Below are 22681 nucleotides of genomic sequence, written 5' to 3'. Positions count from 1 at the left end.
TGAAGTGTACCATTTTATAAGAATTTTTTTTAATATCTTAATAAATAACAAGAGATTGAGGGAAGAGTCTTGAAATCAGAAAAACGCATCACATCAGCCCTTAAAACTTGATACAATGCGTTTTAATATGAGAAAATATACTGGATTTTTTCAAAACGAACTTCCAGCAGTCTTTTCACTTTTTATTAATAAGTCCCTTCTTCACCTTGGCTAGTCAAGATAACAGGTCCATCTTTCGTAATGACAAATTGGTGTTCATACTGACATGACAATCCACCGTCAATGGTCTTATGCGCCCAACCAGTTTTCATATCTGTATCAATTTCCCAGTCACCTGTATTGATCATCGGTTCAATGGTCAAAACCATTCCTTCACGGAGACGAAGCCCACGACCAGCAATACCATAGTTAGGAACCATTGGTTCTTCATGCATAGTTGGACCAACACCATGACCAACCAAATCACGCACTACACCGTAACCACGACTTTCAGCGTATTCTTGAATGGCTGCACCAATATCACCAATACGGTTCCCAACAACAGCTTGCTCAATCCCCTTATACATGGCTTCTTTAGTTACATCCATCAAGTTTTTCACTTTTTCGGAAGGTGTACCGACAGCATAAGCCCAACATGAGTCTGCAAGACCACCAGAATAGCTCTGAGTGTATTTCTTCATTTGTTCAACATTATTGAAGTTTAATTTTGAGACATTCAGGTCAGATTTAGCAATTGGACCGCCCAAAACCATATCAACCTTAAGCAAATCACCATCTTTCAAGATATAATGACGAGGGAAAGCGTGAGCTACTTCATCGTTAAGAGAACAGCAGGTAGCATAAGGATAGTCCATCATGGCACCGTCAACTCCAATCTGAAGCGGAAGGAAATTTTCTTCCTTACAACGACGACGAACATACTCTTCTACTTCCCACATATCTACGCCAGGCTTAATCAAATCACGCAAGCCGATATGAATACTTGCGAGGAAATCACCGGCTTTATCCATAGCTTCAATTTCACGAGCTGATTTTAATGTTATCATCTTTTCTCCTAGTTTCTAATTAATTTTAACGGTTACATTTGCTTTTGAAACAATCTGATGACCATGATAAATATCGTAATCAATAATAGCTGACCGTCTCGTATGATGGATAATACGGGCTTGAATGCGCAGTATATCATCTATCTGAACAGCCTGCAAAAAGTAGATCAGCATCTGCTCAATGATGAGATTGCGCCCACTATTTACAACTAAATCTTGAGTCATGTGGGTCAGAATTTCTGACAATACACCGTTGGCTAAAACTCCGTTTTTCTCAAGCATAAAGGGTTCCACTGTAATCACTACTTCATCATGATGATAAGAAAGTTTTTGACCAATCTGCTCAGAAAAAGTCGGTAGAGCAGAAACTTGGGAACGACTCATCTTCTCCATGACATCTCGTCTGGTTACAACCCCAAGCAATGTTTGATTATTTCGAACAACCGGTACCATTTCAAAGTCTTCAGCAATCATCCGTTGACTCACATTGGCAATATTTGTCGATAATCCAACCAAAAATAGACTACGAGACATGACCTTATCAATTGTAGTACTTGGTGACTTATCACCTGCATCTCTCATAGTAACAACCCCAACAACGACCTGGTGCTGATTGATAACTGGGAAACGACTGCTACGATTCTTACGAACTAAGTCCAAATAATCTTTGACTGTGTCTGTTTCCCTCAGAAAACCATACTCATGACTTGGGCGATAAAGTTTCTCAACTGTCAGAATATCAGTCTTGATTTGTACATTTGACAGGGCTTTATTTATCATGGTCGCAATGGTAAAAGTGTCGTTCTTGCTTCTCAGAACTGGAATTCCTTTTTGATTGGCCAGTTTAAGCACATCATCATGAACCTGAAATCCACCTGTAACCAGAACTGCATTTTCATTTTCAAGTGCTAGTAATTGGATACGAGTACGATCTCCGACAATCAGGAGCCCACCATCATGGAGATAAGATAAGATGTTTTGTTCGGTCATGGCACCGATTGAGAACTTACTAAATTCTCTATCAAGTCCTTCCTGTCCAGCTAACACTTCAGAAGTAGTCACTTCTGCAATTTCAGCAAAAGTTAATCTCTCTATAGCAACTTTCTGAGATTTAACACGGATAGTACCACTTCTTGGGCGAGTCTCTACAATTCCACGGTTTTCAGCTTCTTTAATGGCCCGATAGGCCGTTCCATCACTGACTCCTAGATGGTTGGAAATGCTTCGAACACTGACTCTTTTACCAACAGGTAATTCTTCCAAATAACTTAGAATTTCTTGGTGTTTACTCATTAATTTCTCCCTTTACAAAGCGAAACTCAAGATAATCTCGCATTTTTCTTGTATAGCGATCACTTCCTTTAAACTGACGGAACAAACGAAATCCAGACTTAAGAGCAACCCGTTGACTAGCTTCATTTTCAAGGTGGGTAATGATGGATAATTGTTTTAAGCCAAATTCCTCAAAAGAAAGTTGGCAAAGTTTTTTTACAACTTCAGTCATAAAACCTTGACACCACACATCTTTTCTCAAAAAATAACCAAGTTCTGCTTCTTTTTTAATTTCATCTAGCTTTTCAAACTTAATTGAACCAATCATTTTTTCAGTTTTCTTGTCACAAATAGCCCATACTCCTAATGGAGATTTCATAAAATAATTGGCCATTGCATATTGACTTTCTTCCAAACTTGCCTGAGTCGGGAAAATAAATTGGAGATTTTCTGGATTTGAAGCTATCTCATGGAAGTCCTTACTATCACTAAAAAAGAAAGGACGCAAATACAAGCGATCCGTTTCAAAAAAAGAAAACATTGCTAATTTGGTCCAAATATTCATAAACACCTCTACGGTTTAATCCTCAACAAGTCTAATATCCGCTCCTAGATTACGTAATTTTTCGATAATATCAGAATAACCACGTAAGATAAACTCGATATTGGTAATTTCAGTTTGTCCCTCGGCCATCAAACCAGCAATAACTAAAGCTGCACCAGCTCTCAGGTCAGTCGCTTTAACACTTGCTCCACGTAAACCACGTCCACCTGTGTATAAAATATGACCATTTGTTGTTGATATATCTGCGTCCATTTTAGCTAATTCAAAAACATGGTTTACACGTTTTTCGTAAATCGTATCAACAATTGTACCACGACCATTAGCTGTTAGCAAAAGAGGAGTAATCGGTTGTTGCAAATCAGTTGCAAAGCCTGGATAAGGAGCCGTCTTAATATTAATTGCTTTCAAATTAGACTGTTCTTCGACAAAAATACTATCCTCGGATACAGTCATTCGAACTCCCATTTCCTCTAACTTAGCAATAAATCCTTCTAGGTGTTCGTATAATACATTGTTAATACGAATTCCCTTACCAACTGCTGCAGCTAAGGAAATGTATGTTCCCGCTTCGATACGATCTGGAATCACCTGATGACGCGTTCCATGTAATCTTTCAACACCATCAATAATGATGATATTGGTTCCAGCACCACGGATATGGGCACCCATGTTATTCAATAGAGTAGCAACGTCAATAATCTCAGGTTCACGGGCTGCATTTTCAATAATAGTACGACCATTTGCTTTAACCGCAGCAATCATCGTATTAATCGTCGCACCCACACTAACCGTATCCATGTAGATACTTGCGCCGTGAAGTCCTGTTTCTTTAGCAGATAACTTCATGTTATCTCCCTCGTAGCTAACAGTTGCTCCCATAGCTTCAAAAGCCTTAAGGTGTAAGTCAATAGGGCGAGGTCCCAAATCACATCCACCAGGTAAACCAACAGTAGCTTCACCAAAGCGACCTAAAAGACTTCCATAAAAATAATAAGATGCACGAAGACTATTGATTTTCCCATAAGGCATTGGAATATTCTGAACACCTCTTGGATCAATTTCTAACACATCATCATATCTCTTAACAGTAGCACCCATTAATTCCATGATTTCGACAAGACTTGCCACATCGGAAATATCTGGCACACAATCCAAAGTTACAACATCATCTGCCAAAATAATAGCTGGAATCAAAGCTACTACACTATTTTTTGCACCACTAATGGTAATCTCACCTTGCAGGGGCAAGCCACCATTGATAACAATTTTTCTCATTTTAAATTTTTAATACTCTTTCAAAATTTCTAAAAAGGTCCTACATTAAAGTATATCATAAATTCACCCTTTTTTCCATCATTTTCAATTATATTAGCTGAATAGGATTTATTGGTAAATGAGCTGTCTTGAAATGTTTTGCCCCTTTTTTGCCCCCTAAATAGAAAAATAGCCCTTCGGATAAAATCCGAGGGGCTAGAAACGTTGTTAAATCAACGGCCGAACTTTTGAATTTCAAGGTTCGGGATAAAATAGTTCACTGGACTATTTTATTTTTTCAAGTTGTAGAATGATTTCAATCCACGGTATTCAGCTACTTCACCAAGTTGGTCTTCGATGCGAAGCAATTGGTTGTATTTAGCGATACGGTCTGTACGTGAAAGTGAACCAGTTTTGATTTGTCCTGCGTTAGTTGCAACTGCGATGTCAGCGATTGTTGAATCTTCAGTTTCACCTGAACGGTGTGATACAACGGCAGTGTAACCAGCTTCTTTCGCCATTTCGATAGCGTCAAATGTTTCAGTAAGAGTACCGATTTGGTTAACTTTGATAAGGATTGAGTTAGCAGCACCTTCTGCAATACCTTTTTCAAGGTAAGAAGTGTTTGTTACGAAGAAGTCGTCACCAACCAATTGAACTTTACCACCAAGACGTTCAGTAAGAGCTTTCCAACCGTCCCAGTCGTTTTCATCCATACCATCTTCGATAGTGATGATTGGGTATTTGTTTACCAATTCTTCAAGGTAGTCGATTTGTTCTGCTGCAGTACGTACAGCTGCTCCTTCACCTTCGAATTTAGTGTAGTCGTAAACTTTACGTTCTTTATCGTAGAATTCTGATGAAGCACAGTCAAATCCGATAAATACGTCTTTACCTGGAACATATCCAGCAGCTTCGATCGCAGCAAGGATAGTTTCAACTCCATCTTCAGTTCCTTCAAAACGAGGAGCGAATCCACCTTCGTCACCTACGGCTGTTTCAAGACCACGAGATTTAAGGATTTTCTTAAGAGCGTGGAAGATTTCAGCACCCCAACGAAGAGCTTCTTTGAATGATGGCGCACCAGCAGGTACGATCATGAACTCTTGGAAAGCGATTGGAGCGTCAGAGTGAGAACCACCGTTGATGATGTTCATCATTGGAGTTGGAAGAACTTTAGTGTTGAATCCACCAAGGTAGCTGTAAAGTGGGATTTCAAGGTAGTCAGCAGCAGCACGAGCTACAGCGATAGACACACCAAGGATTGCGTTAGCACCCAATTTACCTTTGTTAGGAGTACCGTCAAGTGCGATCATAGCACGGTCGATAGCTTGTTGGTCACGTACATCGTAGCCGATGATTGCTTCAGCAATGATGTTGTTTACGTTGTCAACAGCTTTTTGTGTACCAAGACCACCGTAACGAGATTTGTCACCGTCGCGAAGTTCAACTGCTTCGTGTTCACCAGTAGAAGCTCCTGATGGAACCATACCACGTCCGAAAGCACCTGATTCAGTGTAAACTTCTACTTCAAGTGTTGGGTTACCGCGTGAGTCTAGGACTTCGCGAGCGTAAACATCAGTAATAATTGACATTTTTTACTCTCCTTATGAGTTAAATTTTTTACACCTCTATAATACATTAAAAACCCTCCTTTTTCAAGAAAAAACGTTATCTTTGTGCAAATTTTCCTTAACTTTATAAAGTAATCGCTTTCTTTTATCTGTTTTATTCTAACTTTTATGATATACTGTTTTCATGACAGATTTATCAAAACAATTACTTGAAAAAGCTCATGGTGGGCCAAAATTAAATCCAGATGAGCAAAGACGCTATCTTGGCACTTTTGAGGAAAGAGTTCTTGGATATGCAGATATTGACACAGCAAATAGCCCTCAGTTAGAAAAAGGCTTTTTATCTATTTTAGAAAATCTTCAGGAAAAAGCAGAACCACTATTTGTGAAGATTTCACCAAATATCGAATTTGACAAACAAGTTTTCTACTTAAAAGAAGCAAAAGAAACTGATAGTCAAGCTACCATTGTATCTGAAGAGCATACTTCTTCTCCTTTTGGCCTTATTATCCACACCAATGCACCAGTTCAAGTAGAAGAAAAGAACCTTCGACTTGCTTTTGCAAAACTTTGGGAAGTTAAAAAGGAAGAACCAGCCAAAACATCCTTCTGGAAAAAATGGTTTGGCTAAATATTGCACATACTTAATAAACGCCCAATATTGGCAGACGTGTGCTCCAGATAGAGACTGGCATTTTTCAAACTATCTTCTAGAGGTTCACTTTTCTCCAAAATTGAAAAAGCCGCTTGGATATTCTCAAATGGTAAGGAAGGTAAATCTTCAGCAAGACTACCACAAATAGCAATGACAGGAACTCCGACAGGGGTTCTTTTTGCAACACCAATAGGAGCTTTACCTGCTAGGCTTTGACGATCTAGCCTTCCTTCTCCAACAACAACCAAGTCAGCATGTGAAACTTTCTTATCAAAGTTGACTAAGTTCAAGCAGGTATCAATTCCAGACACGATATTTGCCTGAGCAAAGGCACACAAACCGCCAGCAATGCCTCCACCAGCTCCTGCTCCTTTAATTTCCAATGTTACAGGTGAGAATTTTTCATAAAAATCTTGGATCGCTTGATCTACGGCCTCAAACATAGTAGGATCTAGGCATTTTTGCTTGCCAAACGTGTAGGTCGCACCTTGATATCCACATAAGGGACTCACGACATCTGCTAAAATACGAATTTGAACATCTTCAGGAATTTCATAACGATTTTCTATTGAAACAGAACCTAAGTTTAATAAGGATTGACCGCAAGCCGGCAAGACATTTCCATCCCTATCATAAAATTGATAACCTAAACCAGCAGCAATCCCCAGTCCTCCATCATTACTGGCCGTGCCACCAACGCCGATATAGATTTCTGTAATCCCTTTAGCAATGAGATGACGAATCAACTCTCCAATACCACAAGTTTGGATTTGAAGTGGATTTCGTTTCTCTAGCGGAATTTTTCCAAGGCCAACCAAATCAGCTACTTCAAATAGAGCCAGTTCCCCTTTTTGAAAATAGCGCATGGCTTCTTTTTGTCCAAAAGATCCTGTCACTTTGATCCATTTTTCTTCAAGGTCAATAGAATGCCGAATAGCATCTACTGTACCTTCCCCACCATCACCAACAGGGTAGAGGAGACATTCTACATCTGCTATCGATTGTTGGAAGCCTCTTTTTATTGCTTCAGCTACCTGTTGAGCGGACAAGCTTTCCTTAAACGAATCCGGTGCAATTACAATCTTCATATTTTCCCTCATTCTAAAAAGTCAATCAAAGGTAGAACTTCTAAAAAATCCCTCTTGTCAACATGATTCGGTATTTCTTTTTTGAGCACTTCTTTGGCACAAAAGGCGATTCCAAGTCCCGCCGCCTTCAACATCAATAAATCATTGGCTCCATCACCGATTGCAACTGTTCTTTCTCTAGTAAGTTTCAGTTTCTCTCTCCATTTTTCCAGAGTCTCTTTTTTGACCTGGGGACTGATAATTTGTCCAACTAATTTCCCTGTTAGAAAGCCACCTTTGACTTCCAGTTGGTTGGCAGAGAAATAGGCAATTCCAAGAGATTTTGCTAATCTCTCAACTATTGGAGTAAAACCACCGGACACCAGACCAACTAGGATGCCATTCTTTTGGAGAATAGAGATAAATTTCTGGGCATTTGGCGTTAGATGAATAGTGTTGAAGACTTTATCAAAAACCGAAACAGGAAGACCTTCCAGCAAGGACACTCTTTTTCTTAAACTGCTTTCAAAGTCTAACTCTCCTCGCATTGCCCGACTTGTAATCTGTGAAATTTCCTCCTCACGACCTGCCTCTCTACCCAAAAGATCAATCACTTCTTCTAGGATTAAGGTTCCATCAACATCCATAACACACAAACCTTTTACTTGAGACATCAGTTCTCCTCTCTAAACAGCCCAAAAATCGTATGAAGTCATCATACGATTTTATCTATTAATTAACTAAACTATGGTACAACTCAAGGTATGACCTGCAGGCTGTATCCAACGAGAAATCACACTCCATAGCTTGTTTTTGTAGATTTCTCCAAACATCAGGATGGTTTCTATACAAGTCCAAAGCTGTTTGGAAAGTCCAATTTAACCAGTAAGGAGATAAATTGTCAAAGCTAAAGCCAGTACCGCTTCCTTCAATTGGATTGAAGGCTTTAACGGTATCTCGCAAGCCACCAACTTCATGGACCAATGGCAAGGTTCCGTAACGCATAGCCATCATCTGAGACAAGCCACACGGTTCAAAACGACTCGGCATGAGGAAGAGGTCACAAGCAGCGTAGATTTCTTGAGCAAGTTTGACATCAAAAGTGATATTTGCTGATAGCTTGTCTGGGTAAATCTGAGCAAACCACGAGAAAGCTCCTTCAAAGGCTGGATCTCCAGTTCCCAAAAGAACAATCTGAACATCATTTTGCAAGATATGGTGAAGACTTTCCACCACCACATCAAAACCTTTTTGACGTGTCAAACGAGAAACAATTCCCACCAGAGGAACGTCAGCTCTAACTGGCAAGCCAACTCTTTCTTGCAATTTTGCCTTGTTTTGGGCTTTACCAGACAAATCTTCCTGATTAAAATGATAATCTAAAAGAGCATCCGTCTGAGGATTATAAAGGTCAGCATCAATCCCATTCACGATACCAGACACCTTGCCAGACTCCATTCGAAGAATCTGATCCAAGTTACATCCGAACTGACTGGTCATAATTTCATGAGCATAACTAGGTGAAACGGTTGAAACACGGTCCGCATAAAGAATACCAGCCTTCATCCAATTCAGACAGTTGTTCCAGCGAAGGGTGCCATCAGCGTAACGTTCAAAGCCGACTCCAAACAAATCCCATAACATTCCTTCTGAAAATTGTCCCTGGAATTCTAAATTATGAATGGTTAAAACTGTTTTAATGCCCTCATAGGCTTGAATCCAACGGTATTTTTCCTTCAACAAGAAAGGAATCATAGCTGTATGGTAGTCATGAACATGGAGAAGATCAGGAATAAAGTCAATCCTTTCCATAGCCTCAATGGCAGCTAGTTGGAAGAAAGCAAAGCGTTCTCCGTCATCAAAATCGCCGTAAACATGACCACGGAAGAAATAATATTGGTTGTCAATAAAGTAGAAGGTCACACCGTTTAAGACTGTTTTCTTAATCCCACAATACTGTCTGCGCCAACCAACACTCACCTCAAAATGAAGAACATCTTCAATCTGATTTCCAAATTTAGCCTCTACCATGTCATAGTAGGGTAAAATTACTGCAACTTCATGGCCCGCTTTTACCAGTGATTTAGGAAGAGCGCCAATGACGTCTCCCAAACCACCTGTTTTTGAAAAGGGCGCACCCTCAGCTGCTACAAATAAAATTTTCATGAATGAATATCCTCTGTTACTTTAGCACCTTTCTTAACGACGACTGGATGTTCTGCAGTTCCACGGATCACAACTCCATCCGCAACTTCAACACCCTTGTCCAAGATAGCATATTCTACCTGAGCACCTTCTCCAATAACAACACGAGGGAATAAGATGCTATCTTTAACCAAGCTATCCTTATGGACATGAATATTACGTGATAAAACAGAATTAGCCACTTGACCTTCAATGATACTACCAGAGGCAAACTGAGAAGTGCTTACCTTAGATGTATTAGCATAATAAGTTGGTTCTTCGTTTTTGACCTTTGTATAAATCTTTTGATTTGGTGAGAAGAGAGAGTAGAATTTTTGAGATTCAAGCATATCTTTATTAGCTTTGTAATAAGACTCTACAGAATGAATATTTGCCAGATAACCTGTGTACTCGTAGGCAAAAGCCCCTTCTTTTACCGCCAAATCCCGTAAAACATAACGCAATTTCTCTGGATGTTCTTTCTTAGCTTCTTCTTCTAAGCGTTCAATCAACCAAGGTGTATCGACGACAAAGATATCTGTGGACATATTGTAAACTTCATCTGATGATTTACTATCAAAGAGTTTATGAGAACGGACATGGTCTGTTTCATCCACTTCTAAGATTGCATTTACTTCTGAAATATCTTTTTTAGGTAGTTTTTTATAAACTACAGTGATTGGACCTTTTGTTGTAGTGTGTAGGTGGAATACTTGGTTCAGATCAATATTAATCAAAACATCACAGTTAAGTGACACTGTTTGGTTTGAGCCGGAACGTTTCAAATAAGTAAGAAGCTGTTGGTAGTATTCTTTTCCAACTGTACTACTTTCCACACGGGTATTGTAAATACCTAGATAGTAGTGGCTAAGAAGAGTTGACAATCCCCACTCACGACCAGAACGGATATGGTCAAAGACTGAACTGATATTGTCTTGTTGGAAAATACCAAAAATACTACGGACACCAGCATTAGCAAGACTTGAAAGCGGGAAGTCAATCAAACGATATTTACCACCAAATGGCAAACTAGCTACTGGACGGTGGTCGGTCAATGTTGACATATCATGAAAACCAACTGTGTTTCCTAAAATGGCAGAATATTTATCAATCTTCATCTGTTGCTACCCCCACTACTTCATCATATCCTACAACTTGTACTTCTTCTGTTCCATCAATTTCGACACCATCAGAAATAACTGCGCCTTCACCAATAATGGCACGTTTGATTTTAGCTCCCTGACCAACAATTGCACCACTCATGATAACTGAATCTACTACTTCTGCCCCTTCGCGAACTTGCGCACCTGTTGAGAGGATAGAATGTTTAACAGTTCCATCTACGAAACAGCCATCAACAACCAAGGAATCTTCCACGTGAGCATTTGCCCCGAGGAAGTTTGGTGGTGAAATTAAGTTTCTTGAGTAAATCTTCCATTGACGGTTACGGCTATCCAAGGCATTTTCTGGTGAAATATATTCCATGTTAGCTTCCCAAAGCGATTCAATCGTACCAACGTCTTTCCAGTAACCATTAAATTCATAGGCATAGACACTTTCACCTGACTCAAGGTAATTTGGAATGACATTCTTACCAAAGTCTGACATATCGACATTGCTCTTTTCAGCAGCAACAAGCATATTGCGGAGACGTTGCCAATCAAAGATATAGATCCCCATAGAAGCTTTGGTCGATTTAGGTTGAGCTGGTTTTTCTTCAAATTCAACAATGCGGTTATTGGCATCTGTGTTCATGATACCAAAACGGCTAGCTTCTTTAAGAGGAACATCAAGAACTGCGACTGTCAAACTAGCATTATTATCTTTGTGAGACTGGAGCATATCATCATAGTCCATTTTATAGATGTGGTCCCCAGATAGAATCAAGACATACTCAGGGTTGACACTGTCGATATAGTCGATATTTTGGTAAATAGCGTGGCTAGTCCCCTCAAACCAACGATTTCCTTCACTTGCAGAATAAGGTTGAAGAATAGAGACACCAGAATTGATACCATCTAGTCCCCAGCTTGAACCATTCCCGATATGGTTGTTGAGAGCAAGTGGTTGGTACTGGGTAATGACTCCAACATTGTTGATGCCTGAGTTGGCACAGTTTGAAAGAGCAAAGTCAATGATACGGTAGAGCCCACCAAATTGCACAGCTGGTTTTGCAATGCTTTGAGTGAGTTTACCGAGACGAGTTCCTTGCCCACCAGCAAGAATCAAAGCTAACATTTCATTCTTCATTTTCTACTCCTTTTTGGTTTTTACTTGTGACGGTTTTAGTAGGTTTCAAGCGACGTTTGATTTTCCAAACACTTGCTCCCATAGCCGGTAGGGTAAAGGTCAAGGTCTGCTCATAATCTTTCCATAGCCCTTCTTGCGTTTGCACAGTTTGATTATGTTCTTTCCAAACGCCTCCCCACTCTTCTAACTCAGTATTCCAGACCTCTTCGTAAATCCCTGCAACAGGAAGTCCGATTGTAAAATCTTTTCGTTCAACAGGTGCCATGTTAAAGATACAGACTAACATATCATCCTTCTTACCCTTACGGATGAAGGAAAGAACACTCTGGTCTCTATTATCCGCATCGATGATTTCAATACCATCATAGCTGTTATCAATTTCCCACAGACAGCGGTGGTCTTTGTAAAACTGGTTTAGCTGAGAAGTGAAATACTTCATCTTAGCATTCATTGGATCTTCTAGATTAGACCATTCCAACTGTTCTTCAGATTTCCATTCTAGGAATTGCCCATATTCACTACCCATGAAAAGCAATTTTTTACCAGGGTGACAAATTTGGTAAGTGTAGAGATTACGCAAGCCTGCGAATTGATTATAACGATCTCCCCACATCTTGTGCATCATACTCTTCTTGCCATGAACCACTTCATCGTGTGAGAATGGTAAGAGATAGTTCTCCTTGAAGACATACATAAAGCTGAAAGTCACTAGGTTAAAGTCATATTTACGATAAATCGGATCTTCTTCGTAGAATCGGAGGATGTCATTCATCCAACCCATATTCCATTTGTAGTCAAATCCTAGACCATCTGAATCCTTAGTGTCAGTAATCTGAGTAGCTGATGAACTTTCCTCAGCTATCATCATCACGTCTGGATGAACTAGTTTAATCACATTATTCAAGCGTTGAAGGAAATAATATCCTTCATAGTTGAGATTGCCACCATCTTTATTAGGTGTCCATGGAGCATCATCGTAGTCAAGATAGAGCATGTTGCTAACTGCATCCACGCGAATACCGTCCAAATGGTAAAAGTCAATCCAAAACTTAATACTAGAAATCAAGAAAGACTGGACTTCATTCTTTCCAAGGTCAAAATTGAGAGCTCCCCAACCGTAGTTATGAGCCTTATTATGGTCTTGGTATTCAAAAGTCGGTGTTCCATCATAATAAGCCAAGGCATCATCATTAATAGTAAAGTGACCAGGTACCCAGTCTACGATAACGCCTATATTGTTTAAGTGACATTCCTCAACAAAATCTTGAAACTCTTCAGGACGACCATAGGCATGCTCTAAAGCAAAGTAACCCATAAGCTGATAGCCCCAACTCAAACCTAGTGGGTGAGACATCAGGGGCATAAACTCAATGTGAGTATAATTCATCTCAACCAAGTAAGGAATGAGTTCATCTTTCAATTGAGCAAAACTATAGGGGCTGCCATCAGGATTCCTCTTCCAAGAGCCAGCATGAGCCTCGTAAATATTGACAGGACGCTCTTCAAAGCTCAAACGTTTTCTACGAGCTAGCCAGAGACCGTCCTTCCATTTCTTTTCTGGAATATCTGTTAAAATAGCACCAGTCCCAGGTCGTGCCTCATATCGTACAGCCAAAGGGTCAATCTTCATCAGCTGATGACCATTTGAACGTGTGATATGGTACTTATAAATTTGGCCTTCTTGAGCAAGACTGGTAAAGACTTCCCAGACTCCAAATTCATTCCGTTCCATCGGAATTTGATGTTCAACCCAATTGGTGAAATCCCCTACCAAGTGAACAGCCTGAGCATTAGGCGCCCACACACGAAAAGTATAGCCATACTCTCCATTTTTTTCTTCCCTATGAGCTCCCAGATAGTGCTGGAGGTGAAAATTTTCACCTGTCATAAAGGTTTTTAAAGCATTATTCTTATCCATACACCCTCCTATTTCTGTAAGCGTTTTCTATAGATTTATTATACTACCTTTTTAGGGAAGATTCAAGTAAATTACGGAATTTGCAAAAAAATCTTTTGAAAGTCTTCAACAAATTCACTGATGTGTTCACTTGTAAATCAAGAAATTTTCAGAAACGCTTTGAAAACGAATTGTTTTTTTATAATACTATCATAAAGTTCGTTATTTAGCTAACAAAAATATAATTTTAAGTAAAAAAATAAATCAGGAAACGAATCTCCTGATTTTATTAACAGATAAAGCACCATAAATGAATTTAAATTGTAAATCTATTCTACAAAACTTTAAAGACGCTGGCACTGACGCCACCAACCATGTCTTTATCACTTAAATGGCTATTGGTCACTAATAGTTCTAGATTTCCAGCATTTTCAAACTGGAAGTCTTGCCCTTTAGCATTAAATACAACCAGTAAATGGTCTTCCCCTTGAATCTCATAGACAATCAAACCACTATGTTCATTTGCTGAATGAACAAAAACATGATGGTAAATTTCATCATAAGTTGGGTAAGAAAAGGCACTGCTTTCTGTCTTCAATCGAATCATCTGACGGATAAATGCAATACTATCTTGACGCTCATTAATCAAGTCCCAGTTCACTTGGTTCACACTGTCTGGAGCATTATAGCTATTCATAGCACGTTCTCTATCATCATGGGTCAGTTCACCATTTTCACCAGTCGCAACCAGTTTGGTACGACCAAATTCTTGACCGATTTCCATAAAGGCCATCCCTTGCATGAGTAGGTTCATAGCTGTGGCTGTCTCAACCTTGCGCATGATTTGCTCTGAACTTTGGTCTGGATGTAGGGTTGCCAACAAATCGTGAAGATTGTAATTGTCATGGGCCTCTACATAGTTAAGCACTTGATTTGGATGTGTATAGGTTCCTAATTCACGACTTCCTAGGATTGCTTTGGCTAGAATTGGCTCTGTCGCAGCACCACTAACAAAACCTGACTTGATAGCACCATAAACTTCTCCACCTTTTACAGCATCACGCTGATTGTCATTAAAGAAACCAATATTTGGCATCTGGTAGGCATTGTCTTTCTTGGCCTTATCATAAGGCGCAAGACCTGTTCCCATATCCCATCCTTCTCCATAAAGGATAATGTTAGGGTCGATTTCATCCAAGCTCTGACGAATCATCTGCATGGTCTTGACATCATGAATCCCCATTAAGTCAAAACGGAAGCCGTCAATATTGTATTCCTGCACCCAGTATAGAAGAGAATCAATCATATACTTGCGGAACATTTCATGTTCGCTGGCAGTTTCATTTCCAACACCCGTTCCATTCTGGAAGGTACCGTCTGGATTCATACGATAATAGTAATCAGGGACTGTTGTTTGGAAAGGTGCATCAACAACTGAGAAGGTATGGTTATAGACCACATCCATAATAACACCAATTCCCGCATCGTGGTAAGCTTGAACCATGGTCTTCAAATCGCGAATAACCTGAGCTGGATCATTTGGATTAGTAGAAAGGCTCGTCTCTGGTGCGTTATAGTTTTGTGGATCATACCCCCAGTTATAGGTTACTTTCCCGTCCTCATCATATTCTTTATGACGGTCTGCAATTGGTTGCAATTGAACATAATTGTAGCCTATCTTCTTGATGTAATCAAAAGCAGTTGACTGACCGTACTGGTTAACCGTTCCAGTCTGAGCAGCACCCAAGAAAGTTCCTCTAAGATGTTCATCTACACCCGAGGTCGGTGATTTGGTCAAATCACGAATGTGCATTTCACAAATAACTGCCTTACATGGATTTGCCAAGCGCCAAGTAGCATCAGAACCATGCTTAACCTCGAAGTTTGCAACTTGCTTCTCTTCATGACTCAGAATAGCTGAACGTTTGCCATCAGGACTGGTCGCGATGGTATAAGGATCGCGTGTCAGTGTTTGGTGGTGAGGGAATTGGACCTGATACTGATAAGTTTTTCCAGTCAAATCTTCCTCAACATCCAAACTCCAGACACCGATTGTATTGTCCTTATGATTATAGGAATAGCTATTGCCTCTCTCCATCTCAAATGTCTTCCAAACAGGAGCATCATTAGCGGCTGATTCATAAACGACAACCTGCACTTCTGTCGCTGTTGGAGCCCAGAGAGCAAAATGAGCTTGATTATCCTCTACATGGCACCCCAATTCCCCTTGGTAACCCCAATGATGGTCAAAACTGGCACTGTTAATAGCCTTATCAAAGGCAAAAGGATTTTGATTTTTATAGAAAGGACTTGCAATAGCAGGATTTTCAGAATAATAAATCCTATCATCCCCTTCCAAAATCCAGACCTCTGTTAAAAGAGGATAGTGATTAAAACGGATAGCATATTCCTTACTGGTTTGACCTGTATGAACCACAAAATTCAAGCTTTCTAGGGCATAAGCACTTGGGTGTTCAAAACTAAATAAGGCACCAAAATAATCTTCTTTGTAGGTCAGCAAATCAATTCGCTGGTCCTGACTTTTTACAAAAGAGCAAGTGTCATATTCTCCATTCTTGCGATGGTAATGAATGCGCATAGGGTAGTTATACATTGTTTATTTTTCCTTTTTACTTCTATTTTCTTTCTATTTCACTAATAATTTTTTGTCAATCTCGTCTCAATTAATAAACATAGTCATATTATCTAAACTCTGTTTTTAAACGATCATTACAAACTTTCTAGCCAAGCTTCATCTCGAACTTCGATACCAAGTTCTTGTGCTTTTTGCAGTTTGCTTCCAGCATCTGCTCCTGCAACGACGAGGTCGGTCTTTTTAGAAACACTGCCTGTTACCTTGGCACCCAGATTTTCTAGTTTGCTTTTAGCTTCTGAGCGCTTGAGCCGTTCCAATTTTCCAGTCAATACAACGGTCAAACCTGACAAGGCTGCGTCTGCTGCTACAGTCTGACCTTTATAGGTCAAATTGACCCCAGCTTCTCTCAATTCTCTGAGGAGAATTTCAAATCCATCTGTAGCAAAGTAAGTCTGAAGACTCTTGGCAATCACACCACCCAGACTCTCAATACTAGCCACTTCCTCTGGATCTGCCTGGGCCAGATTTTCAATCGAGTGAAAATGTTGAAGTAACAGCTGACTGGCCTTGCTTCCGACATGGCGAATCCCTAGTCCAAACAAGAACTTTTCAGCAGAATTTTCCTTTGAATCTTGGATGGCCTGATAAAGTTTACCAGCGGACTTTTCCTTAACCCCCTCTAAAAGGAGGAAATCTTCTTCTTTCAAACGATAAATATCTGACACATCCTTGACTAAATTAGCAGCAAAGAGCTTCTCAACAATAGATGGACCAAAGCCTGTAATATTCATAGCATCACGAGAAGCAAAGTGAATCAAGCCTTCCATGATTTGGGCAGGGCAACGCGGATTGATACAACGCAGGGCCACTTCATCTTCAAAGTGCAACAAGCCGGAGTTACAACTTGGACAGTTTGTAGGGATATCTAGTTTTTCTTCAGAAACCCGTTTGGACTCTACCACACGTAAAACGGCAGGGATGATGTCACCAGCCTTATATACAATGACCGTATCGTCTTTACGAATATCTTTTTCAGCAATATAATCCACATTGTGTAGGGTTGCACGGCTAACAGTTGTTCCAGCTAGCTGAACAGGGGTCAGATTAGCAGTTGGAGTCACAACACCGGTACGACCAACTGTCCAATCAACTGACAAGAGTTGAGCTTCTTTTTCTTCAGCAGGAAACTTGTAAGCCACTGCCCACTTTGGAGCCTTGACGGTAAAACCAAGTTCTTCTTGGCTTGCTAAGTCATTAACCTTGATCACCACACCATCGATATCATAGGGAAGACTGTCTCGTTCCTGTCCTACTTCTTGGATAAAATCCCAGATTTCACCTATATTTTCAGCCAAGATTCGCTTAGGATTGACCACAAAACCAAGTTGTTCAAGGTGCTTCAAAACCTTTTCTTGGCTATCACGAGTTGAAGGGCTGGCTTCTTGATAGAGGAAGGTAGCAAGATTGCGCTTGGCAACTACTGCTGTATCCAACTGTCGCAGGGTGCCTGCTGCCGCATTCCGAGGATTGGCAAATTCAGGCTCTCCATTTTCTTGTCGTGCTTGGTTGACCTGGTCAAAAGAAGAGCGTGGCATATAACATTCCCCACGAACTGTAATATCAAGTTCTTCTGGTAAGGTCAAAGGAATGTCCTTAACACGCTTGAGGTTTTCCGTGATATTCTCCCCAACAGAACCGTCTCCACGTGTTGCACCAGCAAGCAAAATCCCCTTTTCATAAGTCAGCGAGATAGACAAGCCATCGATTTTCAGCTCACAAATATAGGTTGGATGGGCCACTTCCTTACGAACACGCGCATCAAAAGCTTCAAGCTCCTCACGTGAAAAAGCATCCTGCAAACTATAAAGAGGATACTGATGACTGTATTTTTCAAAACCATCTAAAACCTTGCCACCAACACGATGGGTCGGACTGTCTGCTAACACTTGATCTGGGTAGGCAGCTTCTAATTCGACCAACTCACGGTAAAGACGGTCATACTCACTGTCTGAAACCGACGGATTGTCGCTGGTATAGTACTCAGTCGCATAGCGATTGAGCAAGGCGACTAACTCATTCATTCTTTTATTCATAAAACCATTTTACCATAAATTAAACCCTTCTCACAAACGAGAAGGGCGGAAAAAACACTTAGATTGGAATTATTTTGAAGTCCAAGTAAACTTATGTCTCTTTTTCAAAATGAGTTCGAACATAAATAAACGATATACAAGACAAGATGATAACACCACTTCCAATTATCAGGAAAGAAGAGAGATGTACACTTGGCAGGACTGTCATAAATCCTTTTGCAATAGGCATAAATAGAATAGCTAAGGTAAAAATTGTACTTAGTACTCTCCCAAGAAATTCGCTCTCAACCTTGGTTTGTACTCGAGTAAAAAAGTGAATATTAAAAATCGTCATAAACAATTCACAAACTAAATTTCCAGAAAAGGAAAGCAAATTTGGAAGTGGTAATCCCATTATAAAAACTCCGACATCTGTCAAAGCTAGTAAAATCAAAAGATTATAAACATTAGCTTTAATTTTACTAGCTAGAAGAGCCCCAATGATGGAACCAATAGCCCCCATAGTTAAAATACTTGCATACGCTCCTTCTGACCCGTAAAGCTGATTCGAAAAGGGGAGGAGAAATTCAAAAGCGGCAAAAAAGAAATTAACGCTGGAAGCTACTAGCAAAAGGAAGAAAATTTCTTGCTGATGCCAGATATAGTGTAACCCATCCTTGATATCTACAAAAATATCTCTCCCAGTAAAAGCCTTTTTCTCTTGAACTTTTGCTTCCTCTTTTGGAAGGAAAGCCACTAGAATAAAAGCAATGAAAAAAGTCAGCGAGTCTAGCAGTAGCGTCATGTGGAGACTTGCAAATTGTAAAACAAGGAAGGAAAGAACAGGAGAGCTAACACCTACAACCTGCAAAACCAGCTCTAAGCGAGAGTTATAGATCACAATCTCATCTTTCTCAACAACCTCAGTTATAATGGCTTTATTAGCTGTACGAGAAAAGGCAAAAGCAATAGCCTGAACAATATTGGCAAAAATCAAAGCTCCAATCATCCAGCTGTCATTCCTTATAAAAGAAATAGCCAGACAAAGAATCCCACAAACAAGGTCTGTCACCATTAAAATCTTACGACGAGAAAATCGGTCTGATATAACTCCACCAAAGGGATTGACTAGAATGGATGTGACGAGTTCAGAAATCTGATAAATCCCTAGAACTGTCTGTCCTATCGTTCCCATTGATGCCAACCAAACACTGTTTCCATAATCATAGAGCATATTTCCTATCTTGTTTATAGCTCCTCGACTAATCAACTGTACTGCGTATCGATTCATAAAAACTCCTCTCAAATTTTGAAACTATTGTATCAAAATTTGGAGGAGTTTCTCATTTTTCCCATATTCAGGAAAATTAATCTTTGACAAATTTCTCGTAGTGTCCCTGATAGTAGGCTACTTGCTCTGGAAGACCTAGTAGGTCAAAAATACGCATGGCCTCTTTCATCTGCTTACAGCCTTCTTTACACTGTCCTTTTTGGTACAAGGAAAAGCCTTTGAGGTAATGTAAAATATTTCGTTCATACAGACTAATGTTTTTGCCAATAATCTTCTCTGTATAAGTCTCAAAATAGCTTGCATTGTCAAAAGAAATATGCTCTAAACAATGCTGGTAACAATTGAGAGCCAAAATCAACACTAATCTCTTATGACGCCCAATCTCTTGGTAAAATTCTTCCCTCTCCATAACTTCTCTACCAATCCGTGTGACATAGTCCACATCGTAGAAACTATAGAGGTTCCCGAAAAGAATCAACTCATACATGGTCCATTCTTCTGTTTTGAAGAGATAATCTGCTACCTTATCCAAATCATCCTGCTTCATATCATAACTCGAATCTCTTTGACAAATCAGACCCTGTAGCAAAATCCAGTTCAGCTCAAAATAGAGAGGATTTGTCGAACTCTTAGCCTTTTCAAGTTGTTCACTTTGCAGCTTTTGAAAACCTGCAATATCATTTGAATAATAAAGGGGTACAATTTGTCCCATCATGGCAACATGTTCATGATTGTGAAAATTCCTTGCCTTATCCATAAAATTTTCGATTGTTACATGAATGTTATCCAAAAGCTCAAAGAAACGTGAGACTGCTAGGTCAGACTCCCCAAGCTCAAAGCGAGATAACTGAGAAGTTGAACAGGACTCGCCTGCCGCCTCCTTTAAAGAATAATTTCCACTTGTCCGAAATTCACGAAATACTTTTCCTAGATTTTCCATCTTTACACCTGCTCTGATAATTCTTCCCATTCAATCATCGCTTCTTCCTGACGGTGGCTGATTTTGTCCAGCTCAGCCTGCAATTCCATGAGTTTGCCGGCATCATTTGTTTCCAACATTTGTTCAGAAATGACTTGGCTTTGACTTTCTAACTCTTCAATTTCAGCTTCTAGATTTTCAATTTGTCGCATGAGTTTGCGAACTTCTTTTTGACTTTCTTTCTGGGCTTGGTAGTCATTAACTGGACTTGATTCTTTTACTTGATTATTAGTTGAAGCTTCCTCACTTTGAATCATTTCTACTTCTGCTTTCTTCTCAACATAGTAGTCATAATCTCCCAAGTAAAGAGTCGAGCCATTCTCAGACAATTCTAGAACATGGGTAGCCACACGATTGATAAAGTAACGGTCGTGGCTGACGAATAGAAGAGTTCCATCGAAGTCAATCAAGGCATTTTCCAACACTTCCTTGCTATCAATATCCAAGTGATTGGTTGGCTCGTCCAGAATCAAGAAGTTGTTGTTCTCCATAGACAATTTAGCCAAAAGCAAACGAGCTTTCTCTCCACCTGACAACATGCCAACTGATTTTTTAACATCATCTCCAGAAAAAAGAAAGGCCCCTAAACGGTTACGGATTTCAACTTCCGGTGTCAATTTGAAATCATTCCAGAGTTCATCCAGTACCGTATTACTTGGTGTCAGCTTGCTTTGGGTTTGGTCATAGTAACCAACCTCAACATTGGCGCCAAAGCGCTTTTCTCCCTTGATAAGCGGAATCTGATCCACAATGGACTTAATAAAGGTTGATTTACCAATACCGTTAGGACCAACAATGGCAATAGCGTTCATCTTACGAAGGTCTAGGTTAATAGGCTCTGACAATACTTCCCCATCATAGCCAACAGCCGCATTTTCAACAGTCAATACAACATTACCAGACGTTTTTTCAGACTGGAAGGTCATGTTGGCTGATTTCTTGCCAGCTTCAGGCTTGTCTAAGCGGTCCATTTTTTCCAGTTGTTTACGTCGAGATTGGGCACGTTTAGTCGTTGAAGCTCGGACTAGATTGCGGTTGACAAAGTCTTCCAGAGCGGCAATTTCCTTCTGTTGCTTTTCATAGTTTTTTGCCTCAGTAGCTAGTTTTTGTTCTTTCAACTCGACAAAACGAGAGTAATTGCCAACATAACGATCCAAGGAATGCTTGGTCAAATCCAGCGTAATTGTCGCAACCTTGTCCAAGAAATAACGGTCATGGCTAACAATGATGAGGGCACCGCTATAGTTTACCAAGTAATTCTCTAGCCAGGCTATGGTTTCAATATCCAAGTGGTTGGTTGGCTCGTCCAAAACCAAGAGATTTGGCTTTTCAAGGAGCATTTTAGCTAGTGCTAGACGAGTGTTTTGACCACCAGAAAGCTCGGCAATTTTCATCTGCCACATAGATTCGTCAAACTTGAATCCATTTAAAATCGCTCGAATATCAGCTTCATAGGTAAAGCCACCTGCTTGACGAAAATTCTCAGATAAGCGATCGTAATCTGACATCAGTTTATTCAAATCCTCACCAGACTTTTCACCCATCTCCAACTCCATCTGACGAAGTTGTTTCTCAGTCCGACGTAAGTCATCAAAGACATGAAGCATCTCATCGTAGATGGTATTTTCAGACTCAAAACGGCTATCTTGAGCTAGGTAAGACAGAGAAATATCTTTTTTCTTATTGATTTCTCCACTAGTTGGCTCCTCTTCTCCAACCAAAATCTTCAAAAGAGTAGACTTACCTGCCCCGTTTTTCCCAACAAGAGCAATCCTGTCTCGTTCATCAACCTGCAGGTTGATATTATCAAAAAGAACTTCTCCTGCAAAAGAACGTTCAATTTTATTAGCTTGTAAAATAATCATACAAGTAGTATAGCATGTTTCTCTAAGGCATTCAAGACTCGATAAACAGGCATAAGTCACTACTTTTCTGAAAATTATGCTACCGTTTTACTAAAACGCTAAAAAGTGCTATAA

17 protein-coding genes are annotated in these 22681 nt (G+C 39.9%); 1 reads left to right on the top strand and 16 read right to left on the bottom strand.

What is annotated here, in order from left to right; genetic code table 11:
- Positions 1-185: 185 nt before the first annotated feature.
- The 5 genes from FQT24_RS02265 to eno form a co-directional block, all read right to left on the bottom strand.
- Complete coding sequence (locus FQT24_RS02265) at positions 186-1046, bottom strand: methionyl aminopeptidase (protein ID WP_084887236.1); 861 nt, start codon at positions 1044-1046, stop codon at positions 186-188.
- Positions 1047-1061: 15 nt separating this feature from the next.
- On the bottom strand, positions 1062-2339 hold the full coding sequence (gene spxR / locus FQT24_RS02260) for a CBS-HotDog domain-containing transcription factor SpxR (protein ID WP_143952057.1): 1278 nt from the start codon (positions 2337-2339) through the stop codon (positions 1062-1064).
- Positions 2332-2883: a GNAT family N-acetyltransferase gene (locus FQT24_RS02255; protein WP_143953010.1), complete on the bottom strand. Its 552-nt coding sequence runs from the start codon at positions 2881-2883 to the stop codon at positions 2332-2334. Before FQT24_RS02255 ends, spxR begins: the two co-directional genes overlap by 8 nt.
- A gap of 15 nt (positions 2884-2898) precedes the next feature.
- A complete protein-coding gene (locus tag FQT24_RS02250; RefSeq protein ID WP_143952056.1) occupies positions 2899-4158 on the bottom strand; it encodes a UDP-N-acetylglucosamine 1-carboxyvinyltransferase in 1260 nt (419 codons plus the stop codon).
- Positions 4159-4427: 269 nt separating this feature from the next.
- Entirely contained in the window at positions 4428-5732 is a 1305-nt protein-coding gene (gene eno / locus FQT24_RS02245; RefSeq protein ID WP_000022821.1) for a surface-displayed alpha-enolase, read from the bottom strand.
- Between the two features lie 163 nt (positions 5733-5895).
- Between eno and FQT24_RS02240 the strand changes: the two genes are divergently transcribed.
- Positions 5896-6342: a DUF1694 domain-containing protein gene (locus FQT24_RS02240; protein ID WP_143952055.1), complete on the top strand. Its 447-nt coding sequence runs from the start codon at positions 5896-5898 to the stop codon at positions 6340-6342.
- Here FQT24_RS02240 and FQT24_RS02235 read toward each other — a convergent pair.
- From FQT24_RS02235 to abc-f, 11 genes are all read right to left on the bottom strand, one after another.
- Positions 6339-7454 (bottom strand): glycerate kinase, encoded by a 1116-nt coding sequence (locus FQT24_RS02235; RefSeq protein ID WP_143952054.1) that lies wholly within the window; start codon positions 7452-7454, stop codon positions 6339-6341. The genes FQT24_RS02240 and FQT24_RS02235 overlap by 4 nt on opposite strands.
- An 8-nt stretch (positions 7455-7462) precedes the next feature.
- Positions 7463-8107: a phosphoserine phosphatase SerB gene (serB, locus tag FQT24_RS02230; protein WP_143952053.1), complete on the bottom strand. Its 645-nt coding sequence runs from the start codon at positions 8105-8107 to the stop codon at positions 7463-7465.
- Between the two features lie 58 nt (positions 8108-8165).
- A complete protein-coding gene (gene glgA / locus FQT24_RS02225) occupies positions 8166-9599 on the bottom strand; it encodes a glycogen synthase GlgA (RefSeq protein ID WP_143952052.1) in 1434 nt (477 codons plus the stop codon).
- Positions 9596-10735 (bottom strand): glucose-1-phosphate adenylyltransferase subunit GlgD, encoded by a 1140-nt coding sequence (gene glgD, locus FQT24_RS02220; RefSeq protein WP_049550963.1) that lies wholly within the window; start codon positions 10733-10735, stop codon positions 9596-9598. Before glgD ends, glgA begins: the two co-directional genes overlap by 4 nt.
- The gene (locus tag FQT24_RS02215) at positions 10725-11867 is read right to left on the bottom strand and encodes a glucose-1-phosphate adenylyltransferase (protein WP_049550962.1); all 1143 of its coding nucleotides are present in this window, start codon (positions 11865-11867) and stop codon (positions 10725-10727) included. The genes glgD and FQT24_RS02215 overlap by 11 nt, the downstream gene beginning before the upstream one ends.
- Positions 11857-13785, bottom strand: a complete 1929-nt coding sequence (glgB, locus tag FQT24_RS02210) for a 1,4-alpha-glucan branching protein GlgB (protein WP_143952051.1) — start codon at positions 13783-13785, stop codon at positions 11857-11859. Before glgB ends, FQT24_RS02215 begins: the two co-directional genes overlap by 11 nt.
- 313 nt (positions 13786-14098) lie before the next feature.
- Positions 14099-16378: a type I pullulanase gene (pulA, locus tag FQT24_RS02205; RefSeq protein ID WP_143952050.1), complete on the bottom strand. Its 2280-nt coding sequence runs from the start codon at positions 16376-16378 to the stop codon at positions 14099-14101.
- 116 nt (positions 16379-16494) lie between these two features.
- On the bottom strand, positions 16495-18453 hold the full coding sequence (gene ligA, locus FQT24_RS02200; protein WP_143952049.1) for an NAD-dependent DNA ligase LigA: 1959 nt from the start codon (positions 18451-18453) through the stop codon (positions 16495-16497).
- A 91-nt stretch (positions 18454-18544) separates the two neighbouring features.
- Positions 18545-19723: an MFS transporter gene (locus FQT24_RS02195; RefSeq protein WP_143952048.1), complete on the bottom strand. Its 1179-nt coding sequence runs from the start codon at positions 19721-19723 to the stop codon at positions 18545-18547.
- 76 nt (positions 19724-19799) lie between these two features.
- A complete protein-coding gene (locus FQT24_RS02190) occupies positions 19800-20663 on the bottom strand; it encodes an Rgg family transcriptional regulator (RefSeq protein WP_143953009.1) in 864 nt (287 codons plus the stop codon).
- Between the two features lie 2 nt (positions 20664-20665).
- A complete protein-coding gene (gene abc-f, locus FQT24_RS02185) occupies positions 20666-22567 on the bottom strand; it encodes a ribosomal protection-like ABC-F family protein (protein ID WP_143952047.1) in 1902 nt (633 codons plus the stop codon).
- Positions 22568-22681 lie beyond the last annotated feature (114 nt).

The sequence above is a fragment of the Streptococcus mitis genome (genome assembly GCF_901542415.1).
Classification (GTDB): Bacteria; Bacillota; Bacilli; order Lactobacillales; family Streptococcaceae; genus Streptococcus; species Streptococcus mitis_BL.
The sequence above is the reverse complement of the archived record's forward strand: the minus strand, read 5'-3'. Positions and strand labels throughout refer to the sequence as shown.